The 16,280-nt window shown below is 63.7% G+C and carries 17 protein-coding genes; 10 read left to right on the forward strand and 7 right to left on the reverse strand.

Annotation, left to right across the window (positions count from 1 at the left end):
- Window positions 1-27: 27 nt before the first annotated feature.
- Complete coding sequence (locus LPA36_RS10540) at window positions 28-1,356, forward strand: Nramp family divalent metal transporter (protein ID WP_228876167.1); 1,329 nt, start codon at window positions 28-30, stop codon at window positions 1,354-1,356.
- Between the two features lie 121 nt (window positions 1,357-1,477).
- Here the strand turns inward: LPA36_RS10540 and flhC are convergent, their stop codons facing one another.
- The 4 genes from flhC to LPA36_RS10560 form a co-directional block, all read right to left on the reverse strand.
- A complete protein-coding gene (flhC, locus tag LPA36_RS10545) occupies window positions 1,478-2,041 on the reverse strand; it encodes a flagellar transcriptional regulator FlhC (RefSeq protein ID WP_228876168.1) in 564 nt (187 codons plus the stop codon).
- 11 nt (window positions 2,042-2,052) lie between these two features.
- A complete protein-coding gene (gene flhD / locus LPA36_RS10550; RefSeq protein WP_228876170.1) occupies window positions 2,053-2,373 on the reverse strand; it encodes a flagellar transcriptional regulator FlhD in 321 nt (106 codons plus the stop codon).
- A 743-nt stretch (window positions 2,374-3,116) separates the two neighbouring features.
- Window positions 3,117-3,893: a 2OG-Fe(II) oxygenase gene (locus tag LPA36_RS10555; RefSeq protein WP_228876171.1), complete on the reverse strand. Its 777-nt coding sequence runs from the start codon at window positions 3,891-3,893 to the stop codon at window positions 3,117-3,119.
- Window positions 3,894-4,010: 117 nt separating this feature from the next.
- The gene (locus tag LPA36_RS10560) at window positions 4,011-4,889 is read right to left on the reverse strand and encodes a helix-turn-helix domain-containing protein (RefSeq protein ID WP_456095330.1); all 879 of its coding nucleotides are present in this window, start codon (window positions 4,887-4,889) and stop codon (window positions 4,011-4,013) included.
- Window positions 4,890-5,042: 153 nt separating this feature from the next.
- Between LPA36_RS10560 and LPA36_RS10565 the strand changes: the two genes are divergently transcribed.
- The 4 genes from LPA36_RS10565 to LPA36_RS10580 all read left to right on the forward strand — a co-directional run bounded on the left by LPA36_RS10565 (window position 5,043) and on the right by LPA36_RS10580 (window position 7,143).
- The gene (locus LPA36_RS10565) at window positions 5,043-5,411 is read left to right on the forward strand and encodes a nuclear transport factor 2 family protein (protein WP_228876174.1); all 369 of its coding nucleotides are present in this window, start codon (window positions 5,043-5,045) and stop codon (window positions 5,409-5,411) included.
- 245 nt (window positions 5,412-5,656) lie between these two features.
- Window positions 5,657-6,118 (forward strand): RbsD/FucU family protein, encoded by a 462-nt coding sequence (locus tag LPA36_RS10570; protein ID WP_228876181.1) that lies wholly within the window; start codon window positions 5,657-5,659, stop codon window positions 6,116-6,118.
- Window positions 6,119-6,327: 209 nt separating this feature from the next.
- The gene (locus LPA36_RS10575) at window positions 6,328-6,759 is read left to right on the forward strand and encodes a DoxX family protein (RefSeq protein ID WP_228876182.1); all 432 of its coding nucleotides are present in this window, start codon (window positions 6,328-6,330) and stop codon (window positions 6,757-6,759) included.
- 111 nt (window positions 6,760-6,870) lie between these two features.
- Entirely contained in the window at window positions 6,871-7,143 is a 273-nt protein-coding gene (locus tag LPA36_RS10580) for a hypothetical protein (RefSeq protein ID WP_228876184.1), read from the forward strand.
- Between the two features lie 112 nt (window positions 7,144-7,255).
- Here the strand turns inward: LPA36_RS10580 and LPA36_RS10585 are convergent, their stop codons facing one another.
- Together LPA36_RS10585 and LPA36_RS10590 are read right to left on the reverse strand one after the other, a co-directional pair.
- Window positions 7,256-8,719 (reverse strand): MFS transporter, encoded by a 1,464-nt coding sequence (locus LPA36_RS10585; protein ID WP_228876186.1) that lies wholly within the window; start codon window positions 8,717-8,719, stop codon window positions 7,256-7,258.
- Between the two features lie 172 nt (window positions 8,720-8,891).
- Window positions 8,892-10,190, reverse strand: coding sequence for an MFS transporter (locus tag LPA36_RS10590; protein ID WP_228876188.1), 1,299 nt, complete (start codon window positions 10,188-10,190; stop codon window positions 8,892-8,894).
- A gap of 321 nt (window positions 10,191-10,511) precedes the next feature.
- On the opposite strand from LPA36_RS10590, the gene LPA36_RS10595 reads away from it, so the two are divergent.
- The gene (locus LPA36_RS10595) at window positions 10,512-11,228 is read left to right on the forward strand and encodes a response regulator transcription factor (RefSeq protein WP_228876189.1); all 717 of its coding nucleotides are present in this window, start codon (window positions 10,512-10,514) and stop codon (window positions 11,226-11,228) included.
- A gap of 103 nt (window positions 11,229-11,331) precedes the next feature.
- Here the strand turns inward: LPA36_RS10595 and LPA36_RS10600 are convergent, their stop codons facing one another.
- On the reverse strand, window positions 11,332-12,237 hold the full coding sequence (locus tag LPA36_RS10600; RefSeq protein ID WP_228876191.1) for a dihydrodipicolinate synthase family protein: 906 nt from the start codon (window positions 12,235-12,237) through the stop codon (window positions 11,332-11,334).
- A gap of 357 nt (window positions 12,238-12,594) precedes the next feature.
- Between LPA36_RS10600 and LPA36_RS10605 the strand changes: the two genes are divergently transcribed.
- The 4 genes from LPA36_RS10605 to LPA36_RS10620 are packed head-to-tail and all read left to right on the forward strand — an operon-like array spanning window position 12,595 to window position 16,208.
- Window positions 12,595-13,542: a 4-hydroxyproline epimerase gene (locus tag LPA36_RS10605; RefSeq protein WP_228876192.1), complete on the forward strand. Its 948-nt coding sequence runs from the start codon at window positions 12,595-12,597 to the stop codon at window positions 13,540-13,542.
- On the forward strand, window positions 13,539-14,666 hold the full coding sequence (locus tag LPA36_RS10610; RefSeq protein WP_228876194.1) for an NAD(P)/FAD-dependent oxidoreductase: 1,128 nt from the start codon (window positions 13,539-13,541) through the stop codon (window positions 14,664-14,666). The genes LPA36_RS10605 and LPA36_RS10610 overlap by 4 nt, the downstream gene beginning before the upstream one ends.
- A complete protein-coding gene (locus tag LPA36_RS10615) occupies window positions 14,659-14,925 on the forward strand; it encodes a 2Fe-2S iron-sulfur cluster-binding protein (protein WP_228876197.1) in 267 nt (88 codons plus the stop codon). The genes LPA36_RS10610 and LPA36_RS10615 overlap by 8 nt, the downstream gene beginning before the upstream one ends.
- Entirely contained in the window at window positions 14,922-16,208 is a 1,287-nt protein-coding gene (locus LPA36_RS10620; protein WP_228876198.1) for an NAD(P)/FAD-dependent oxidoreductase, read from the forward strand. Before LPA36_RS10615 ends, LPA36_RS10620 begins: the two co-directional genes overlap by 4 nt.
- Window positions 16,209-16,280 lie beyond the last annotated feature (72 nt).

Genomic DNA, 16,280 nt, shown 5'->3' on the forward strand with positions numbered 1-16,280 from the left:
GTTCATCCACCTCGAGAGACGACCGGCTTGGCATACAAATTACCCACCACCGCTACCGCACCGTTCTGCCCATCCGAGGTCAAGGGATCGGTCGAGGTGCCGCAAGGCGCGCCATTCTGGAAAAAGATCCTGCAATTCGCGGGTCCGGGCCTGTTGATCTCGATCGGCTATATGGACCCGGGCAACTGGGCGACCGATATCGAAGCCGGCTCGCGCTACGGATACAACCTGTTGTTTGTCGTGATGCTGTCGAGTCTCGCGGCCATGGCACTCCAGTGCCTGAGCATGCGGCTCGGGATCGTCACGGGTCAGGATCTGGCGCGGCTCTCGCGCGCACGCTATTCGCCGAACGTCGCGCGCGTGCAATGGCTGCTGGCGGAGCTGTCGATTGTCGCGTGCGATCTGGCGGAAGTGCTGGGCGGCGCGCTTGCGTTTCATCTGCTGCTCGGATGTTCGCTGACAACCGGCGTGATTCTCACTGCGTTCGATACGCTGATCGTGCTCGGCCTGCAGGGCAAGAATTTCCGTTCGCTTGAAGCGATCATTCTCGGCCTGATTGCGACCGTCGGTGTCGGTTACATCATCGAGCTTGTGCTGGTACAACCGCACTGGCCTTCCGTGGCGCGCGGGCTGGTGCCGTCGTGGCACGCGGTCGGCGAACGCGAACCGCTGTATCTCGCGATCGGCATTCTCGGCGCGACTGTGATGCCCCATAACCTGTATCTGCATTCGTCGATCGTGCAGACGCGTGTCGTCAGGCGCGAGAAGCGCAGTATTGCTTCGGCGATCAGTCTCTCGCGCCTCGATACGATCGTTTCGCTCGTGCTCGCGCTGCTGATCAATGCGGCGATCCTGATTCTTGCGGCAGCCGCGTTTCATGCGACCGGTCACAACGAGGTGACCGATATCGAAGATGCGTACAAGCTGCTCGCTCCGGTGGTCGGTAGCGGGCTCGCGGCCGTGCTGTTCGCGGTGACGTTACTGGCGTCCGGGCAAAGCTCGACGTTCACCGGCACCGTGGCGGGGCAGGTCATCATGGAAGGATTTCTGAATCTGAAGATTCCGTGCTGGCAGCGTCGTTTCATCACGCGAGCGCTGGCGCTCGTGCCGGCCTTGATCGGCGTGCAGATGTTGGGCAATGGCGCAGTGGGAACGCTGCTCGTCGCGAGCCAGGTCGTGCTGAGTCTTCAGTTGCCGTTTGCGCTCTGGCCGTTGATCCGTATGACGAACGATCGTACTTTGATGGGCGATTTCACGAACCGGATGCCGACACGTCTGCTCGCGTGGCTGCTGTTCGGTGTGATCAGCGCGGCGAACCTGTGGCTCGTGGTGCAGACCGTGGGCTGGATTGCCTGATTCGCGCTAACAGGAAGTCGCGTCAGGGTCACGCTCACTTTGCGTAGAAACTCCGGCTCACAAAAACAAAAACCGGCGCGCAGGCGCCGGCTTCCAAAGGCACTTCACTTCAAACGCTGACTCAGGCAGCTTCAGCGATCTGTGCCGTTTCCAGCTTTGCCGCAGCGGCGGCTTTCTTTGTCTTGCCTGCGCGCGATGGCGGCTGACATGCGCCACACACCACGTTGTGCTGCAGATCGTGACGATGCGCGACGAACTTGCCCGTGCAACGGCAGCATGGCGTGAGTTGCAGGATGTCGGCGTCGAAGAAACGCACGAGCGTCCATGCACGCGTCAGATCCAGAACCGGTTCGGAATCGCTGTGCTGGCAATGTTCCAGATACAGCCGATAACCTTTGGTGAGCGCGTCGAGATGCGAGCAGCGCGCTTCGTTCTTCAGAAACAGGTAAGTGTTATAGAAGAGCGATGCATGAATATTGGCGAGCCATGTCATGTACCAGTCGGCCGAGAAAGGCAGCATGCCCTTCGGCGGCGATACACCCTTGACCTCGCGATACAGGCGGATCATGCGGTCGCGCGAAAGCGTGAGTTCGCTTTCGAGCACCTGCATGCGCGCGCCGAGTTCGATCAGCGCGATCGCGCGGAATACTTCCTGCGCATCTTCCGTCAGACTTCGCTTAAGCATCGCTGTCACCTTTATGCGAACTGCTCGGCGGGTTGGCCCGCAAGCAGGATAGCAGCGTGTGTCGGCGCCACTTCCGCGTGTTTCGTTGTTTGCGTCAACGCCGAAAGCATGGCGTGGTCGTTGAAGCGGAAAAAACACAAAAGCTGATCGGAAGCGGCCAGTTTGACGATCTGCGCGAGCGACAGACCCGCCAGCAAATCAGCCAGTTCCGACGACAGGCCCAACCGGAACATACCGATCGGTTTGTCCTCGCGCAGCATACGTTGCGCAAGCATGATGTAAGACAAGTTAATCTCGCGGATTGAATCCAGCGTCTCGCTGCTACGGTCCATTTTTCGTTTTCCGAAGCCCCGAATTACATTTTGTCGGCATTTTTTGCCGTTATGTTTTGTACCTCGCCGGACACTGAAGATTTCCGACGCCATCGCAACTTTGATACAAGGTGTTACATCTCGTAACACCTTGGAGCGAATTGTATGAAGGCATATCTCGGAAATCAATCCTTTTCTCAAAAAATATCTCAAAAAACCAACGCGATTTTCGGTAACTTTTTCACATGCCTGAAATACTGACTCTGCAGCGTGTTTAATTCGTCAGATTAAAAGCCTGGTTTGCCGCAAAGCCTTATGTTATGGGCATTCGGGAAAATACTGAGGAAAGCGCGAAGCGGGCGGGAAGGGCAGCGTGCGTAGAGGGGACAAAACGCCGCCAAAACGGAAATCAGTAAAAAGCACCTTTTGATTCGGTAAAAGATGCAGGGTGGTCTGGCGGTGCCGTTTGTGATGATCTGTAACGCATACCTTACAATTGCCTGTTACAAATCACCCGGAGTTTGTAACTGCCTGCAACCACGGCGGCAGATACATTTCATTCCCAGTCCGACAACCGGCCGACGAAGATGTTACCGATGAAAGCGGCGACGGGGAGAGCCCGTCACAAAGGCTGCCTGACACGATGCGGAAAAAACAGGCACCGATATGACAACTACAGACCAGACGGGCCCCGTAGCCTGGCAACAGGCCGCCAGCCGCGCCCTTGCTGGCGGCGGGGATTGTCCCTGTAGCGGCATCGCGCCTCATTGCGCGTCATGAAAGATCACGCCCAGCGTGTGCCGGTGTCCCGAGCGCAGGCGGCTCACACCGTGCCGCAGCTTCACGCGATACGAGCCGCGGGTGCCCTGCACCGGACGCTCGTTGACCGCGAAGATCACGGCGTCACCCTGTGCGAGCGGCACGACTTCGGCGCGCGACTGCATGCGCGGCCGTTGCTCGGTCAGCACGAACTCGCCCCCGGTGAAGTCGCGTGCCGGCGCGGAGAGCAGGATCGCCACCTGGATCGGAAACACGTGTTCGCCGTACAGATCCTGATGCAGACAGTTGTAATCGCCGGTGGCGTACTGGAGGATCAGTGGCGTCGGACGCAACTGGCCTGCCGCATGACAGCGGCGCAGAAAAGCGTCGTGCTCAGCCGGATAACGCGTCTCGAGATGCATCAGCGCGTTCCAGCGATTGGCGACGGGCGCGAGACGTGGATAAAGTGCGGCCCGCAAACCGCCGACGATATCCGGCAGCGGATACGCAAAGTATCGGTACTCGCCGCGACCAAAGCCGTGGCGCGCCATCACGACGCGGCTGCGATACAGATCGTCCTGGCCATAGCCGGCCGTCAGCGCTTCGCATTCGGCCGGGGTGAGCAGTTGCGGCACGGTGGCGCAACCATACTGATCGAGGTTGTCTTCGATGGATGTCCAGTCGATGTCCGCGACGCGCTGTGCAATCGGGCCGGCTGTCCCGGCGCGATCACGTGGTACGCGCTGCGCGCTTTCCGGCTCGAAGAGTGTTGTCTGATCCATATTGGGTCCCGCTCCGTTCGCCGATGTCATGGCGACAGTCTACGGAAGCGGATCGCGCGGCACACTCCGGCTCTTGCTGTCTGATTCGCCGGTGCCTGCCCGGGTCACACGTGCAGCTTAAGTGTCCGCGCGCTGTGTCGTGCTGGCTTCGGCGTGCGCGCGCAGCGCCTGCGCGGTTTGCGGATCGGCCGGGAAAAACGCTTCGATCGCGAGTTCCGACAGCGTGACGTCGACGGGCGTACCGAACACCGTCGTCGTGCTGTAGAACGACAGGACGCCGAGGGCGGTGCGCACCCGTAGCGGTACGGCGATGAAACCCGCGTCGGTGAGCGGATCGTCTTCCGGTGCGGCGCCTGGCGGGGTCGGGTACGCCGCGAGTTCCTCGTGCAGGGCGGTGAGCGCCGCGTCACCGCTTACAGCGATCTGGCGTTGCAGCCGTGCGAGCACATGCGCGCGCCACGCATGCCAGTTGACGATCGACGAAGCCAGGCCGTCAGGATGCAGGCTCAGCCGCAGGGCGTTGACAGGCCCGTCGAGGAGTGCGGGCTTCGCGCTGCCGGCCAGCAACCCGAGCGCGCTGTTGGCGGCGACGATCGTCCAGTGCCTGTCGACGGCCAGCGCCGGATACGGTTCGTGGCCCTTCAGGACGAGATCGACCGCTTCGCGCGCGGCTGCGAGCTGTGGATCGGTCAACGGCCGCTCGCGAAAGAGCGGCGCGTAACCCGCCGCGACGAGCAGCGTGTTGCGCTCGCGTAACGGCACGTCGAGGCGCTCGGCGAGATGCATCACCATCTCGCGGCTCGGCACGGCGCGCCCCGATTCGACGAAGCTCAGATGCCGTGTCGAGATATCCGCTTCGGTTGCCAGCAGCAACTGGCTCATGCGCCGCCGCTGGCGCCATTCACGCAGCAGTTCGCCCACGCTGCGACGCGCGGCCGGTGCGCCGTTTTGCGTTGCGCCCGAAAAACCAGTGGGGAAAGTCGAGAGTGTGTTCATGCAGACGATGATAGCCAATCGAGGCCGCGATTCCATTACCTCGCGCGTAATCGACCTGCGGCCCTGCATCGACGAGTCTTCAGTCAGGGGCCGCCGCGCATATTCCGGCGCGGCGCTCGCCCCTTTCCTGCAAACCCGCTGAAGGAGCCTGACATGAGCACCCATACCCAACTGATCGACCAGTACTTCGATGCCTGGAACGAAACCGATGCCCCGCGTCGCCGTGCGCTGATCGCGGCAACATGGACCGACGACTGCGCCTACGTCGACCCGCTGCTCGCCGGTAATGGCCACGACGGCATCGACGCGATGATCCGCGCCGTGCACGAACGTTTTCCGGGACACACGTTTCGTCGCGCGTCCGATGTCGATGGCTTCGCAAACAACGTGCGCTTTTCGTGGTGCCTCGAAACGCCCGATGGCACGCCGATCGTGAAGGGTTCGGATTTCGGCGTCGTCGAGGCGGGAGGCCGGCTCTCCACCGTCACCGGGTTTCTGGATCAGGTGCCCGGCGCCGCGTGACGGGCAGCACAGGGCCGGCGCGGCCGTGTCACATGCGGTCGCGCCAGCACGATCCGCCTCGCGCCGTTACCATGCAGGACGGGGCGTGCGGCCTGCTGCTTTCGGCCTTCGCGCTTCCTCCAGATCCGGCGCGGCGGCGTCGACCCGATGCGTCGGGCTGTGCAGACGGCCAATATGCCGGTACCGTACGCAAACCGGTCGCGTGCGAAAGCGCCCGTCGTGCTAACTGAAACGAAGGAGAGGATGTGCTGAAGAATCTGGACCCCCTGCTGAACGCCGACATTCTGCATGCGCTGGCCGCGATGGGGCATGGCGACGAACTCGTCATCTGCGATGCGAATTTTCCGTCCGACTCGGTTGCACGCGCAACGGTACGCGGCACGTTGCTGCGTCTCGACGGGGTCGACTCGGCGCGCGCGGTTCGCGCGGTGCTTTCCGTGATGCCGCTCGATACGTTCGTCGACGATCCCGCGCTGCGCATGGAAGTGGTCGGCGAGCCGGACACGATTCCTGTCGTGCAGCGTGAAGTGCAGATCGAAATCAACGCCGCCGAAGGGCGTGAAGTGCCGCTCGCATCGCTCGAGCGTTTTGCGTTCTATGAGCGTGCGCGCAACGCGTATTGTGTGATCGTGACGGGCGAAACGCGCGGCTACGGCTGCTTTGTCTTCAAGAAAGGCGTGATCCTCGCGCCGGACGCAGCGAAGTAAGTCCCCCGGGGGGGGCCCGAGGGACACCTCCCGCTGGACTGCGCCGCGAACGGGCGCCGCCGGGGCGTCGCGTTGGTGGCCCGAACGTAACGTCAACGCACGTCTTTTCGCTTGGAAAACGGCGCCAATACACATATTCTGACGATCAGCGTCCGGGAACTGTCGCGCATTCGCCCGGTCTTCTGCATATTCTTCACAGGAGCCCTTTCATGACGCGTCGCTTCGAGTCCGGCGTAATCTTCATCGCACGCATCGCCCTTGCTGTGCTGTTTCTGTGGTCGGGTGTCATGAAGCTGGTCGGGTACGCAGGTTTTGTCGGATACCTGCAGTCGAAGGGCGTGCCGCTCGTGCAGATCGCGGCGCCCGTCGCGGTCGCCGTCGAGACCCTGGGCGGCATTTTTCTCGTGCTCGGACTCAAGACCCGTCCCCTTGGCATCATCATGGCGCTCTACACGGTGGCGACGGCGATCATGGGCCACGACTTCTGGAACATTTCCGATGCCGCGTTACAACACGACATGGTCATTCATTTCTGGAAGAACATTGCGATTGCCGGCGGCTTCCTGCTGCTGTTCGTGACGGGTCCCGGACGCATCAGTATCGACGGCGCGCGCGCACCGCGCAGCGGCCTGGGTCTGTAACTTGCTGGTGATGTTGCGTTGGTCCTTCGATGGATGCGACACGCGCTCGCCAGCGGGCATTCACCGGCTGTGCGAGGATGGTTTCAGGCATATCCATGCAGGGAGCAGACAATGATTCAAAGTTTCGATCAGACCGTCGGTGGCAAGGTGCTTCAGCTATGCGCGAGCCTCGGCGAAGGGCCGACGCCACATCGCGTGATCATCAGCGAGGCCGATACGGCGAAAACGCTGGTCATACTCGACGCGTCCGGTTTTCTCGGTGCCATCAAGGCGGAAATCGAGGACCCGGCAAAGCTGATAGAAAATGCCATCCGCAAGGTGCAGGAAGAAGGCCTGGTCGAGCGCGCGCTCGATACCGGCGAAATCCAGGAAACCTCGCTTTGACGTCTCATTGATGGAAGGTTTCGCAGCACACTTCGCCTGGCGGCTCGTTCGACGACAACACCCACGTTGCCCACGCATCGTGGGTGTTGTGCTTTCTGGTGGTTCGTGATTTTCACGATTCGCCATCGCGTGCAAGATCTGGACGGCCGGATTCGCGCGTGTGCGGTTCGGGATGCACGAGACAGCCGAGCCCGACACCCGCGAGCAGCAGCGCGCCGCAAATAGCCGCCGACACCTGCAATCCGTCGACGATATCCGCGGGCTGCGCACCGCTCGCAAGTGCGCCGAACGCGGCTACGCCAATTGCACCGCTTGCCTGGCGCACTGTGTTCAGCACAGCGGATGCGGTCGCCGCGCGTTGTGGTTCGACCGAAGCCAGGATCGCGGTGGTCATCGCAGGAACAGCGAGTCCCATGCCGGAAGGAATCAGCAGAAACGGCACGAGTATCGCGGCAAGCGGCGTCGATGCATCGACGAAATGCAGCAGCCCGTAGCCCAGCGCACCGACGAAAGAACCCGCGATCATCGGCACGCGCACGCCGTAGCGGCCTACCACCCAGCCGCTCAACACGTTCGAGACGAGAAACCCGGCCGTCAGCGGCAGGAACGCGAGGCCGGCCTGCAACGGTGTGTCGCCGCGGACGCGCTGCAGATAGAGGCTCAGTACGAACACCATGCCGTAGTACGTGAGATTCACGCAGCTGCCGAACAGCACGGCAGCGCTGAACGTGCGGATGCGAAACAGCGAAAGCGGCAGCATCGGTTCGCGAACCCGGCTTTCGACCGCGATGAATGCCGCTCCGGCAACAAGCGCGAGCGTCAGTCCGCCCGCTACCAGCGGATGTAGAAGGCCGAGTGGGCGCCACTCGATTACGGCGCCGGTCAGCGCAGTCAGCGTGACGACGGCGAGTAGCTGCCCCGGCAGATCGATGCCGCGTGGTCTTCGCGCGTTCTGGCGGGACGTCGCCGGATGAGTCTCACCGCGCGGAATCCACGCGAGTGTTGCAAGGAGGCCACCCGCGCAGATCGGCAGATTCACGAGAAAAATACTGCGCCAGCCGAACGCAGCGATCAGCGCGCCACCGGCAACCGGGCCGGCCGCAATCGCGATGGCGCCGGCCGCCGTCCAGAATCCGACCGCGCGTGCCCGAAGTTTGGGATCGTGTTCGCATGCGGCGTTGAGGAGCGCCAGCGAATTCGGCAGCATCGCCGCCGCGCCGATGCCCTGCGCGGTGCGCGCGGCGATCAGCATCGCACCGTTCACTGAGAGCCCGCATGCAAGCGAAGCGAGCGCGAACAGCACCATGCCCCACGCGTACAGACGACGCGCGCCGAAGCGGTCACCCAGCACGCCGAACGACAGCATCGTCACCGCGAAGGCAAGCGTGTACGCATCGACGATCCATTGCAGGCCCGATACGCTCAGGTGCAGATCGGCGCCCAGTTTTGCGAGCGCGATATTGACGATGGTGACATCGAGTTGCGTGACGACGAAACCCACGCTGACCGTCGCGACGATGCGCGCAAGCGCGCGCGTAAATCCTGTTCCTGTGCGTGTCGAGTTCATATGAAACATCGTAGACCTTCTCCTGCCGCGATGTTTCGTGGTGCCGTGAAGTATGGTTGCGCTTTCATTCGCAGCGCGCACAATGCAGACGGCGCACCGTCTGGTGCGCCGTCTGCATTGCTGCGGGTGCGTCACCGGCGCATCGACTGCGATATCGATGGCGGTGCGCGAGGATCGCGCGTCAGCGCTGCGGTGCTTCCTTGATGAAGAATGTCGTCAGCGCGCCAAGAATGCAGATCGTGCCGACATACATCGGTGCGGCCATCGGGTCCGATTTCATCATCAGCGAGACGACGATCGGCGTGAGGCCGCCGAACACGGCGTAGGCCACGTTGTACGAAAACGAAATGCCGGAGAATCGCACGACGGGCGGGAACGCCTTGACCATCACGAACGGAATGGCGCCAATCACGCCGACGAGAAAACCCGTCACGCCGTAGAACGGCACGAGCGACGACGTATCGACCGTGAATTGCTGGAACATCGCGTAGTAGCACACCGCAAGCGCGATGCCGCCGATGAAGATCGTGCGGCCCGCGCCGACGCGGCCTGCAATCGAACCGGCCATCACGCAGCCGACGGTCAGGCATAGCGTGGCCACGCAGTTCGCGAGCAGGGACGTTTCGGGTGTGATGTGAAACTGCTTTTGCAGCAGCGTCGGCGTCATCAGGATCACGACGACGATGGCCGCTGAAAGCATCCACGTGAGCAGCATCGAAACGATTACGGCGCGGCCGTGATCGCGCAGCACGGCCTTGAGCGGAATTTCCGCGGCGAGCGATTTGCGCTGTTTCATTTCGGCGAACACCGGCGTTTCATGCAGCCAGCGTCGCAGGTAGACCGAGAAGAGGCCAAACACGCCGCCGAGCAGGAACGGCACGCGCCATGCGTAGCCAGCGATTTCCGCAGGTGCGAACTGGTGATTGACAGCCGCTGCAATCAGCGAGCCGAGCAGGATGCCCGCGGTGAGACCCGCCGTCAGCGTGCCGCACGCATAGCCGATATGTCGCGCCGGCACATGCTCGGAGACGAACACCCATGCGCCGGGCACTTCGCCGCCCACGGCCGCGCCCTGCATCACGCGAAACAGAAGCAGCAGCACGGGCGCCATCACGCCGATGCTTTCATAGGTGGGCAGGAGGCCCATCAGGAGCGTGGGCAGCGCCATCAGCAGCACGCTCAGTGTGAACATGCGCTTGCGTCCGAACAGGTCGCCGAAGTGCGCCATGACGATGCCACCCAGCGGCCGCGCCAGATATCCGGCCGCGAAGATGCCGAACGTTTGCACCTGACGCAGCCATTCCGGCATTGCCGCGGGGAAAAACAGATGGCCGATTACCGGCGCAAAAAACACGAAGATGATGAAGTCGTAGAACTCGAGTGCGCCGCCGAGTGCGGCAAGTCCTAATGTCTTGTAGTCGCCGCCGGTGAGGGCGCGCGGTGTAACGGGTTGTGCTCTACCCAGTTCCGTAGCTTGCATTGCGATGTAGTCATTGTCTGGATTGAAACGCCACGCGAGAAGCGTGGAATGCGGCGGCGTCGGGCGAGAGAGGTGAAAGGCGCGGGGGTAGGGCACGGAACACAGGCACGTCGCCCGGATAAGGGCGCGCGTGTCGACGACTTTTTTGCCAGCCCGCGATTTTACAGGATGAAAGGACGAGGCCAGGCGAGACCCGAAGGCACGCCGACGCCAGGTCGCGCCGCCTGTCCAGATCGCTGCCTAAATTCGGACTGTTCTTATGGGCCGGGGAAGAACGCGCCAACAGAATCGCGGGCGAATCCACCTGTTAAGAGTTCTCCCATGCGTATTGCCATCCTTCAGCGCGACCCGGTTCACTGCAAGATCATCGAAAAGATCATCACTGATGCGGGGCATACGTGCCTGACGTATCAGGACGGAATGACGCTCTCAAAGGCGCTGGCGCGTTCGAGCGTCGACATGCTGGTGCTCGACTGGCATGGGTCGCGTCTGTCGGGTGCCGACATCCTGAAATCGGTGCGCTCCGTGGGCGGCGACCAGATGCCGGTGATGTTCGCCTCGGCCGACGGTTCGGAGGAAAGCATGGTGCGCGCCCTGTCGTTCGGCGCGGACGACTACATGAAGCTGCCGGTGCGTCCGTTCGAGTTCCGCGCGCGCGTACGGGCGCTGCTGCGCCGCGCGTATCCGGAGCGGCATGGCGCGGCGCGTTTCGACTGTGGACCGTACCACTTCGATACGCGTCGCCAGTTGGTGACGTTGCACGGCGAGCAGATTCATCTGTCGGGCACGCAGTACCGTCTGGCGTCGCTGTTCTTTTCCAACATCGGGCGCGTGCTGTCGCGCGATCACATCTTCGCGATGGTGTGGGGGCGCGAGTTTCGTGAATTCACCCGCACGATCGACAGTCACGTGTCCCGCCTGCGCGTGCTGCTCGCCATCGATCCGCAAAACGATTTCCGCCTGCAGCCGGTCTACAAGAGTGGTTACCGGCTGCTCTATCTGCGCCAGGGCGAAGCGGAACAGCAAAAGGCCGCCTGAGCGCAGCGCCAGCGAATCACAACGCCGGCATGCGAAAACCGCATGCCGCACGCGAACGTCGACATACATTCACCATCGCGCGGTCTTCGCCTGCTAGCGATACTCAAAGCGAAGGCAGTGTCGGGCGCGTCTCGATCGAATGGCGGATCAGCGCCTCGACGGCTTTGCGCTCGTCGCCTGCGAGCGGCAGGCGCGGCGGGCGCACCGGCTCCGTGCCGAGGCCGACGATCGCCTCGGCGAGCTTGATGTTCTGCACGAGCTTCGCCGACACATCCAGCGCCAGCAGCGGCGCGAACCAGCGGTAGATGGCGCGCGCTTCCTCGATACGTCCGGCCTTGACCAGCCGGTAAATCGCGACCGTTTCATGCGGGAACGCGCACACGAGGCCCGCGACCCAGCCATGCGCGCCCATCAGGACTGCTTCCATCGCGAGATTGTCGACGCCGCAGAGAATCGCGAAGCGGTCGCCCACCACGTTGATCAGGTCCGTCACGCGCCGCACATCGCCGCACGATTCCTTGATGGCGACGACTTTCTTTTCATCGGCGATTTCCGCGAACATGTCGGGCGTCATGTCGACGCCGTAGGCGAGCGGGTTGTTGTAGATCATCAGCGGCAACGCGCTCGCGTCCGCGATCATCCGGAAGTGGTTCAACGTCTCGCGCCGGTCCGACAGATAACGCAGACCCGGCAGCACCATATAACCCGACGCGCCGCGTCGCGCGCCGGCTTCGGCCTGACGGCAGCCGTCGAGCGTGCTGTTTTCGGCGATGGTCAAAAGCACGGGCACGCGGCCACGGGACGCGTCGACGGCGATGTCGAGCACGTCGAGCTTTTCATCGAGCGAGAGCGTCGACGCTTCGCCGAGCGAGCCGCACACGATGATGCCGTCGACGCCCGCGTCGATCTGCGCTTCGATATTTTTCTTCGTCCACGCGCGGTCTATGCTGAAATCCGCGTTGAATTTGGTGGTGACTGCGGGTAATACGCCTTCCCAGATATGTGCCACGGTGGCTCTCCTGTCGACCAGAGTTGACGCTTTAGCGTCTTACTCTGGTCCCATGCAAGGTTATCGCGGTCGACCAGAGTTGACGCTTTAGCGTCTTACTCTGGTCCCATGCAAGTAGTTGCGGGTTGTGGTGATCTGAGCGGAGTCTAATCGCCGAAAAATCACTGGTCTTGCGCGATTCGCGCGTGCCAGATGACGATTTCGGCACAGGGTGCGCGTCTGTGCCGCCCGTACACGCTGGCGTAAGGGGGCGCTCGCGATGAATCGATGCGCATATCGGCGGGCTGTGCCGAAATCGTCATCGTGCGCGTGGAATCGCGCCAAGACTCCCAGGTGCTTCGTTTCTACCATGGCGACATGAAAACCCTCAACGTGATTGACTCGCACACGGGCGGTGAGCCGACCCGCCTCGTTGTGTCGGGTGGCCCCGATCTGGGCGGCGGCACGCTTGCGGAGCGCTTCGAGGTGCTGCGTACGCGCTTTGACGACTGGCGCGCGGGCATTGTCACCGAGCCGCGCGGATCGGACGTCGTGGTCGGCGCGCTGCTGTGCGAAGCGGACGACCCCGAAAGTGCGGCAGGCGTCATCTTCTTCAATAACGTCGGCTATCTCGGCATGTGCGGGCACGGCACGATCGGGCTTGTCGTGTCGCTTGCGCACATGGGACGCATCGGACCCGGCCAGCATCGCATCGAAACGCCGGTAGGCATCGTCGAAGCGACGCTCAACGCTGACGGCAGCGTCTCTGTGCGCAACGTGCCGGCACGCCGGCATCGAAGTGCGGTGACGGTCGATGTGCCCGGCTACGGCCCGCTGACGGGCGACGTCGCATGGGGTGGCAACTGGTTTTTCCTCGTCGCGGATCACGGGCGCACGCTGGTGCCGGCCCACATCGCGGAACTCACGCCGTTCACTTCGGCGATCCGCGATGCGCTGGCCGAGCAGAACATCACCGGCGCCGATGGCGCGCTGATCGACCACATCGAGCTCTTTGGGCCGCCGGCGCAACCCGGCAACGACAGCCGCAGTTTCGTGCTGTGTCCGGGCAACGCGTACGACCGTTCGCCATGTGGCACGGGAACAAGTGCGAAAGTCGCGTGTCTCGCGGCGGACGGCAAGCTCGCCGAAGGCGCGGTATGGCGCCAGGAAAGCATCATCGGCAGTGTGTTCGAAGCGAGCTGGCGCGCGGGCGAGGCGGGCGACACGGTCATTCCGACGATTACCGGCCACGCGCACATCATGGCCGAAGGCAAGCTGTGCTTCGATGAGCGCGATCCGTTCGCCTGGGGCATCCGGACGCAATGACAGCGGACGCGTTGATCGTCGGCGCGGGCATTGTCGGCGCTGCGTGCGCGGCGGAGCTGGCGGCGCGCGGCATGCGCGTCGAGGTGATCGACGCGGGCGGAATCGGCGGCGGTGCGACGGCGGCCGGCATGGGCCACATCGTCGTGATGAACGACACGCCGGCGGAATTCGCGTTGAGCCGCTATTCGCGCGACCTGTGGCTGGAACTTGCGCCGCAGCTTCGCACGCGCGACGCGTTCGCGCGCTGCGGCACACTCTGGGTCGCAGCCGACGATGAGGAATACGCCGCCGCCCGCGCCATGCACGACGCGTTCGTGGCGCAAGGCGTCGCGGCGCACATGCTGGATACGCAGGCGCTGCGTGCCTGCGAACCTGCGCTGGCGCCTTCGATGGTGGGCGGCCTGCGCATCGAACACGACAGCATCGTGTACGCGCCGACGGCTGCGGAATGGCTGCTGACGCAGTCGCCATCGGCCGCGAACATCGACGTGCGGCTCGACACGGAAGTGGCGAACGTCGAGGCCCGGCATGTGAGTTTGAGGAGCGGCGAGCGGATCGATGCGGCGCATGTGATCGTCGCGAACGGCATCGCTGCGCAACGCCTCGTGCCGTCGGTGCCGCTGCAGCCTAAGAAAGGCCATCTCCTCATCACCGACCGCTACCCTGGCGTGATCCGGCATCAACTGCTCGAACTCGGCTACATCAAGAGCGCACATCATGCGAGCGGCACGTCGGTGGCCTTCAACGCACAGCCGCGTCCAACGGGGCAGCTTCTGATCGGCTCGTCGCGGCAGTTCGATTCGACCGATCCGGCTGTCGAGATGCCTGTGCTCGCGCAGATGTTGCGTCGCGCGGCGCAGTATCTGCCTGGGTTGCCGGCGCTCAACGGCATACGCGCGTGGACCGGCTTTCGCGCGGCGTCGCCGGATGGCTTGCCGTTGATCGGTCCAGCCGGCGACATGGCGCCGGGCGTGTGGCTCGCGCTCGGCCACGAAGGTCTCGGCGTGACGACTTCGCTAGCGACCGCGAAGCTCCTCGCGTCCCAGATCACGCAGAGCGGCGCGCCGATTCCGGTCGAGCCTTATCTGCCCGCGCGGTTCAGCGAGGAAAAGCATCATGCGTGACGCCGACGCTGCACGGGTTCGTGTCACGGTAAATGGCGACGAAATCGCGATCGTTGCCGGTGCGACGGTCGCGGCCGCGCTCGCCATGGCGGGCGCCCGCTCTTCGCGCACCTCGGTAAGCGGCCAGCCGCGTGCGCCGCTTTGTGGCATGGGCGCATGCCAGGAGTGTCGCGTGACGATCGATGGACGCGCGCATGTGCTCGCCTGCCAGACGTTGTGCCGCGAAGGCCAGATCATCGAAACGACGGGGCCACGATGACAACGCACTACGACGTCGTGGTGGTGGGTGCCGGTCCGGCCGGACTGGCTGCGGCGCGCGCAGCGGCGCAGCAGGGCGCGCGCGTTGCCGTGCTCGACGACAATCCGCGCCCGGGTGGCCAGATCTGGCGTCAAGGGCCAGCGCACGCGCCGGGCGCATTGCTGGGCGATGCACTCGCTGCGCTGGAAGGGTGCACGCACGTCGGCTTCTGGTCTTCGACGCGTGTCGTCGCGCCGTTGCCCGAACGTGGACTCCTGCTCGAATCAGCCGTGAAAGGTGGCGTCACGTTGCGCTATGACCGGCTGATTCTCGCGACCGGTGCGCGCGAGCGCTTCCTGCCTTTCGCGGGCTGGACGCTGTCCGGCGTAACCGGCGCGGGCGCATTGCAGGCGTTGATCAAGGGTGGTACGCCCGTGCGTGGCGAACGGATCGTGATCGCGGGCAGCGGGCCGTTGCTGATCGCGGCACTCGCCAGCGCGCGCGAAGCGGGGGCGCGCGTCGTCGCGGTGATCGAGCAGGCGTCGGCCGCCGCGGTTGCGCGATTTGGTGTGGCGCTGGTGCGCACGCCGTCGAAACTGCTGCAGGCCGCAACGCTCACGCGCGGCTTCGCGGGGCTGCACTACTGGACGAACAGCATCGTGAAGGAAGCCACAGGTCACGACCGCGTCGAAGCCGTCGTGATCCGCCGGGGATCGGGCGAAGAGACGCTCGCCTGCGAGCGCATCGCGTGCGGCTACGGTCTCGTGCCGAACGTGACGCTCGCGCAGTCGCTCGGTTGTACGCTGGATGCCACGGGCGCGATTGCTGTCGACGATGCGCAGCGCACTTCAGTCGATGGCGTGCTGGCAGCGGGCGAGTGTACGGGTATCGGCGGCATGGAACTCGCGCGCGTCGAAGGACAGATCGCGGGCTTGACTGCTGCAGGCGTCTCTGGGCAAGAGACTGCCTCGTTGCACGCACAACGGAACCGCTGGCGTGGCTTCGCCCGACGTGTCGAAGATGCCTTCGCACTCACCGGACTGGCGCGTGCGTTGCCGCCCGACGACACGCTGCTGTGCCGCTGCGAAGACGTCACGGTGGGCGAGGTCCGCGCGCACGGGAACTGGCGCGATGCGAAGCTGCACACGCGCTGCGGCATGGGCGCGTGTCAGGGGCGCATCTGCGGCGCGGCCGCGCAGAGCTGGTTCGGGTGGGACGCCGCCCAGCCGCGCCCGCCATTCAGCCCCGCTCAGATCGCGACGCTGATTGCAGCCAGTGAAGCAGGCGAACCGGCGCAACACTGAAGCCTCGATCTGCTGCTTTTACCGATTTTTGCCGCACACCGTGTGGCCCTATAATCGAGCCGACTCGATCTG

The organism is Paraburkholderia saeva (genome assembly GCF_907164555.1).
GTDB classification, from domain to species: domain Bacteria; phylum Pseudomonadota; class Gammaproteobacteria; order Burkholderiales; family Burkholderiaceae; genus Paraburkholderia; species Paraburkholderia saeva.

What these genes read in the sequence shown, in the direction of transcription:
- flhC (WP_228876168.1), bottom strand. Translation starts at nt 2,041, where the DNA reads ATGCTTAAGCGAAGTCTGACGGAAGATGCGCAGGAAGTATTCCGCGCG.
- flhD (WP_228876170.1), bottom strand. Translation starts at nt 2,373, where the DNA reads ATGGACCGTAGCAGCGAGACGCTGGATTCAATCCGCGAGATTAACTTG.
- LPA36_RS10555 (WP_228876171.1), bottom strand. Translation starts at nt 3,893, where the DNA reads ATGGATCAGACAACACTCTTCGAGCCGGAAAGCGCGCAGCGCGTACCA.
- LPA36_RS10560 (WP_456095330.1), bottom strand. Translation starts at nt 4,889, where the DNA reads ATGAACACACTCTCGACTTTCCCCACTGGTTTTTCGGGCGCAACGCAA.
- LPA36_RS10565 (WP_228876174.1), top strand. Translation starts at nt 5,043, where the DNA reads ATGAGCACCCATACCCAACTGATCGACCAGTACTTCGATGCCTGGAAC.
- LPA36_RS10575 (WP_228876182.1), top strand. Translation starts at nt 6,328, where the DNA reads ATGACGCGTCGCTTCGAGTCCGGCGTAATCTTCATCGCACGCATCGCC.
- LPA36_RS10580 (WP_228876184.1), top strand. Translation starts at nt 6,871, where the DNA reads ATGATTCAAAGTTTCGATCAGACCGTCGGTGGCAAGGTGCTTCAGCTA.
- LPA36_RS10585 (WP_228876186.1), bottom strand. Translation starts at nt 8,719, where the DNA reads ATGTTTCATATGAACTCGACACGCACAGGAACAGGATTTACGCGCGCG.
- LPA36_RS10590 (WP_228876188.1), bottom strand. Translation starts at nt 10,190, where the DNA reads ATGCAAGCTACGGAACTGGGTAGAGCACAACCCGTTACACCGCGCGCC.
- LPA36_RS10595 (WP_228876189.1), top strand. Translation starts at nt 10,512, where the DNA reads ATGCGTATTGCCATCCTTCAGCGCGACCCGGTTCACTGCAAGATCATC.
- LPA36_RS10605 (WP_228876192.1), top strand. Translation starts at nt 12,595, where the DNA reads ATGAAAACCCTCAACGTGATTGACTCGCACACGGGCGGTGAGCCGACC.
- LPA36_RS10610 (WP_228876194.1), top strand. Translation starts at nt 13,539, where the DNA reads ATGACAGCGGACGCGTTGATCGTCGGCGCGGGCATTGTCGGCGCTGCG.
- LPA36_RS10615 (WP_228876197.1), top strand. Translation starts at nt 14,659, where the DNA reads ATGCGTGACGCCGACGCTGCACGGGTTCGTGTCACGGTAAATGGCGAC.
- LPA36_RS10620 (WP_228876198.1), top strand. Translation starts at nt 14,922, where the DNA reads ATGACAACGCACTACGACGTCGTGGTGGTGGGTGCCGGTCCGGCCGGA.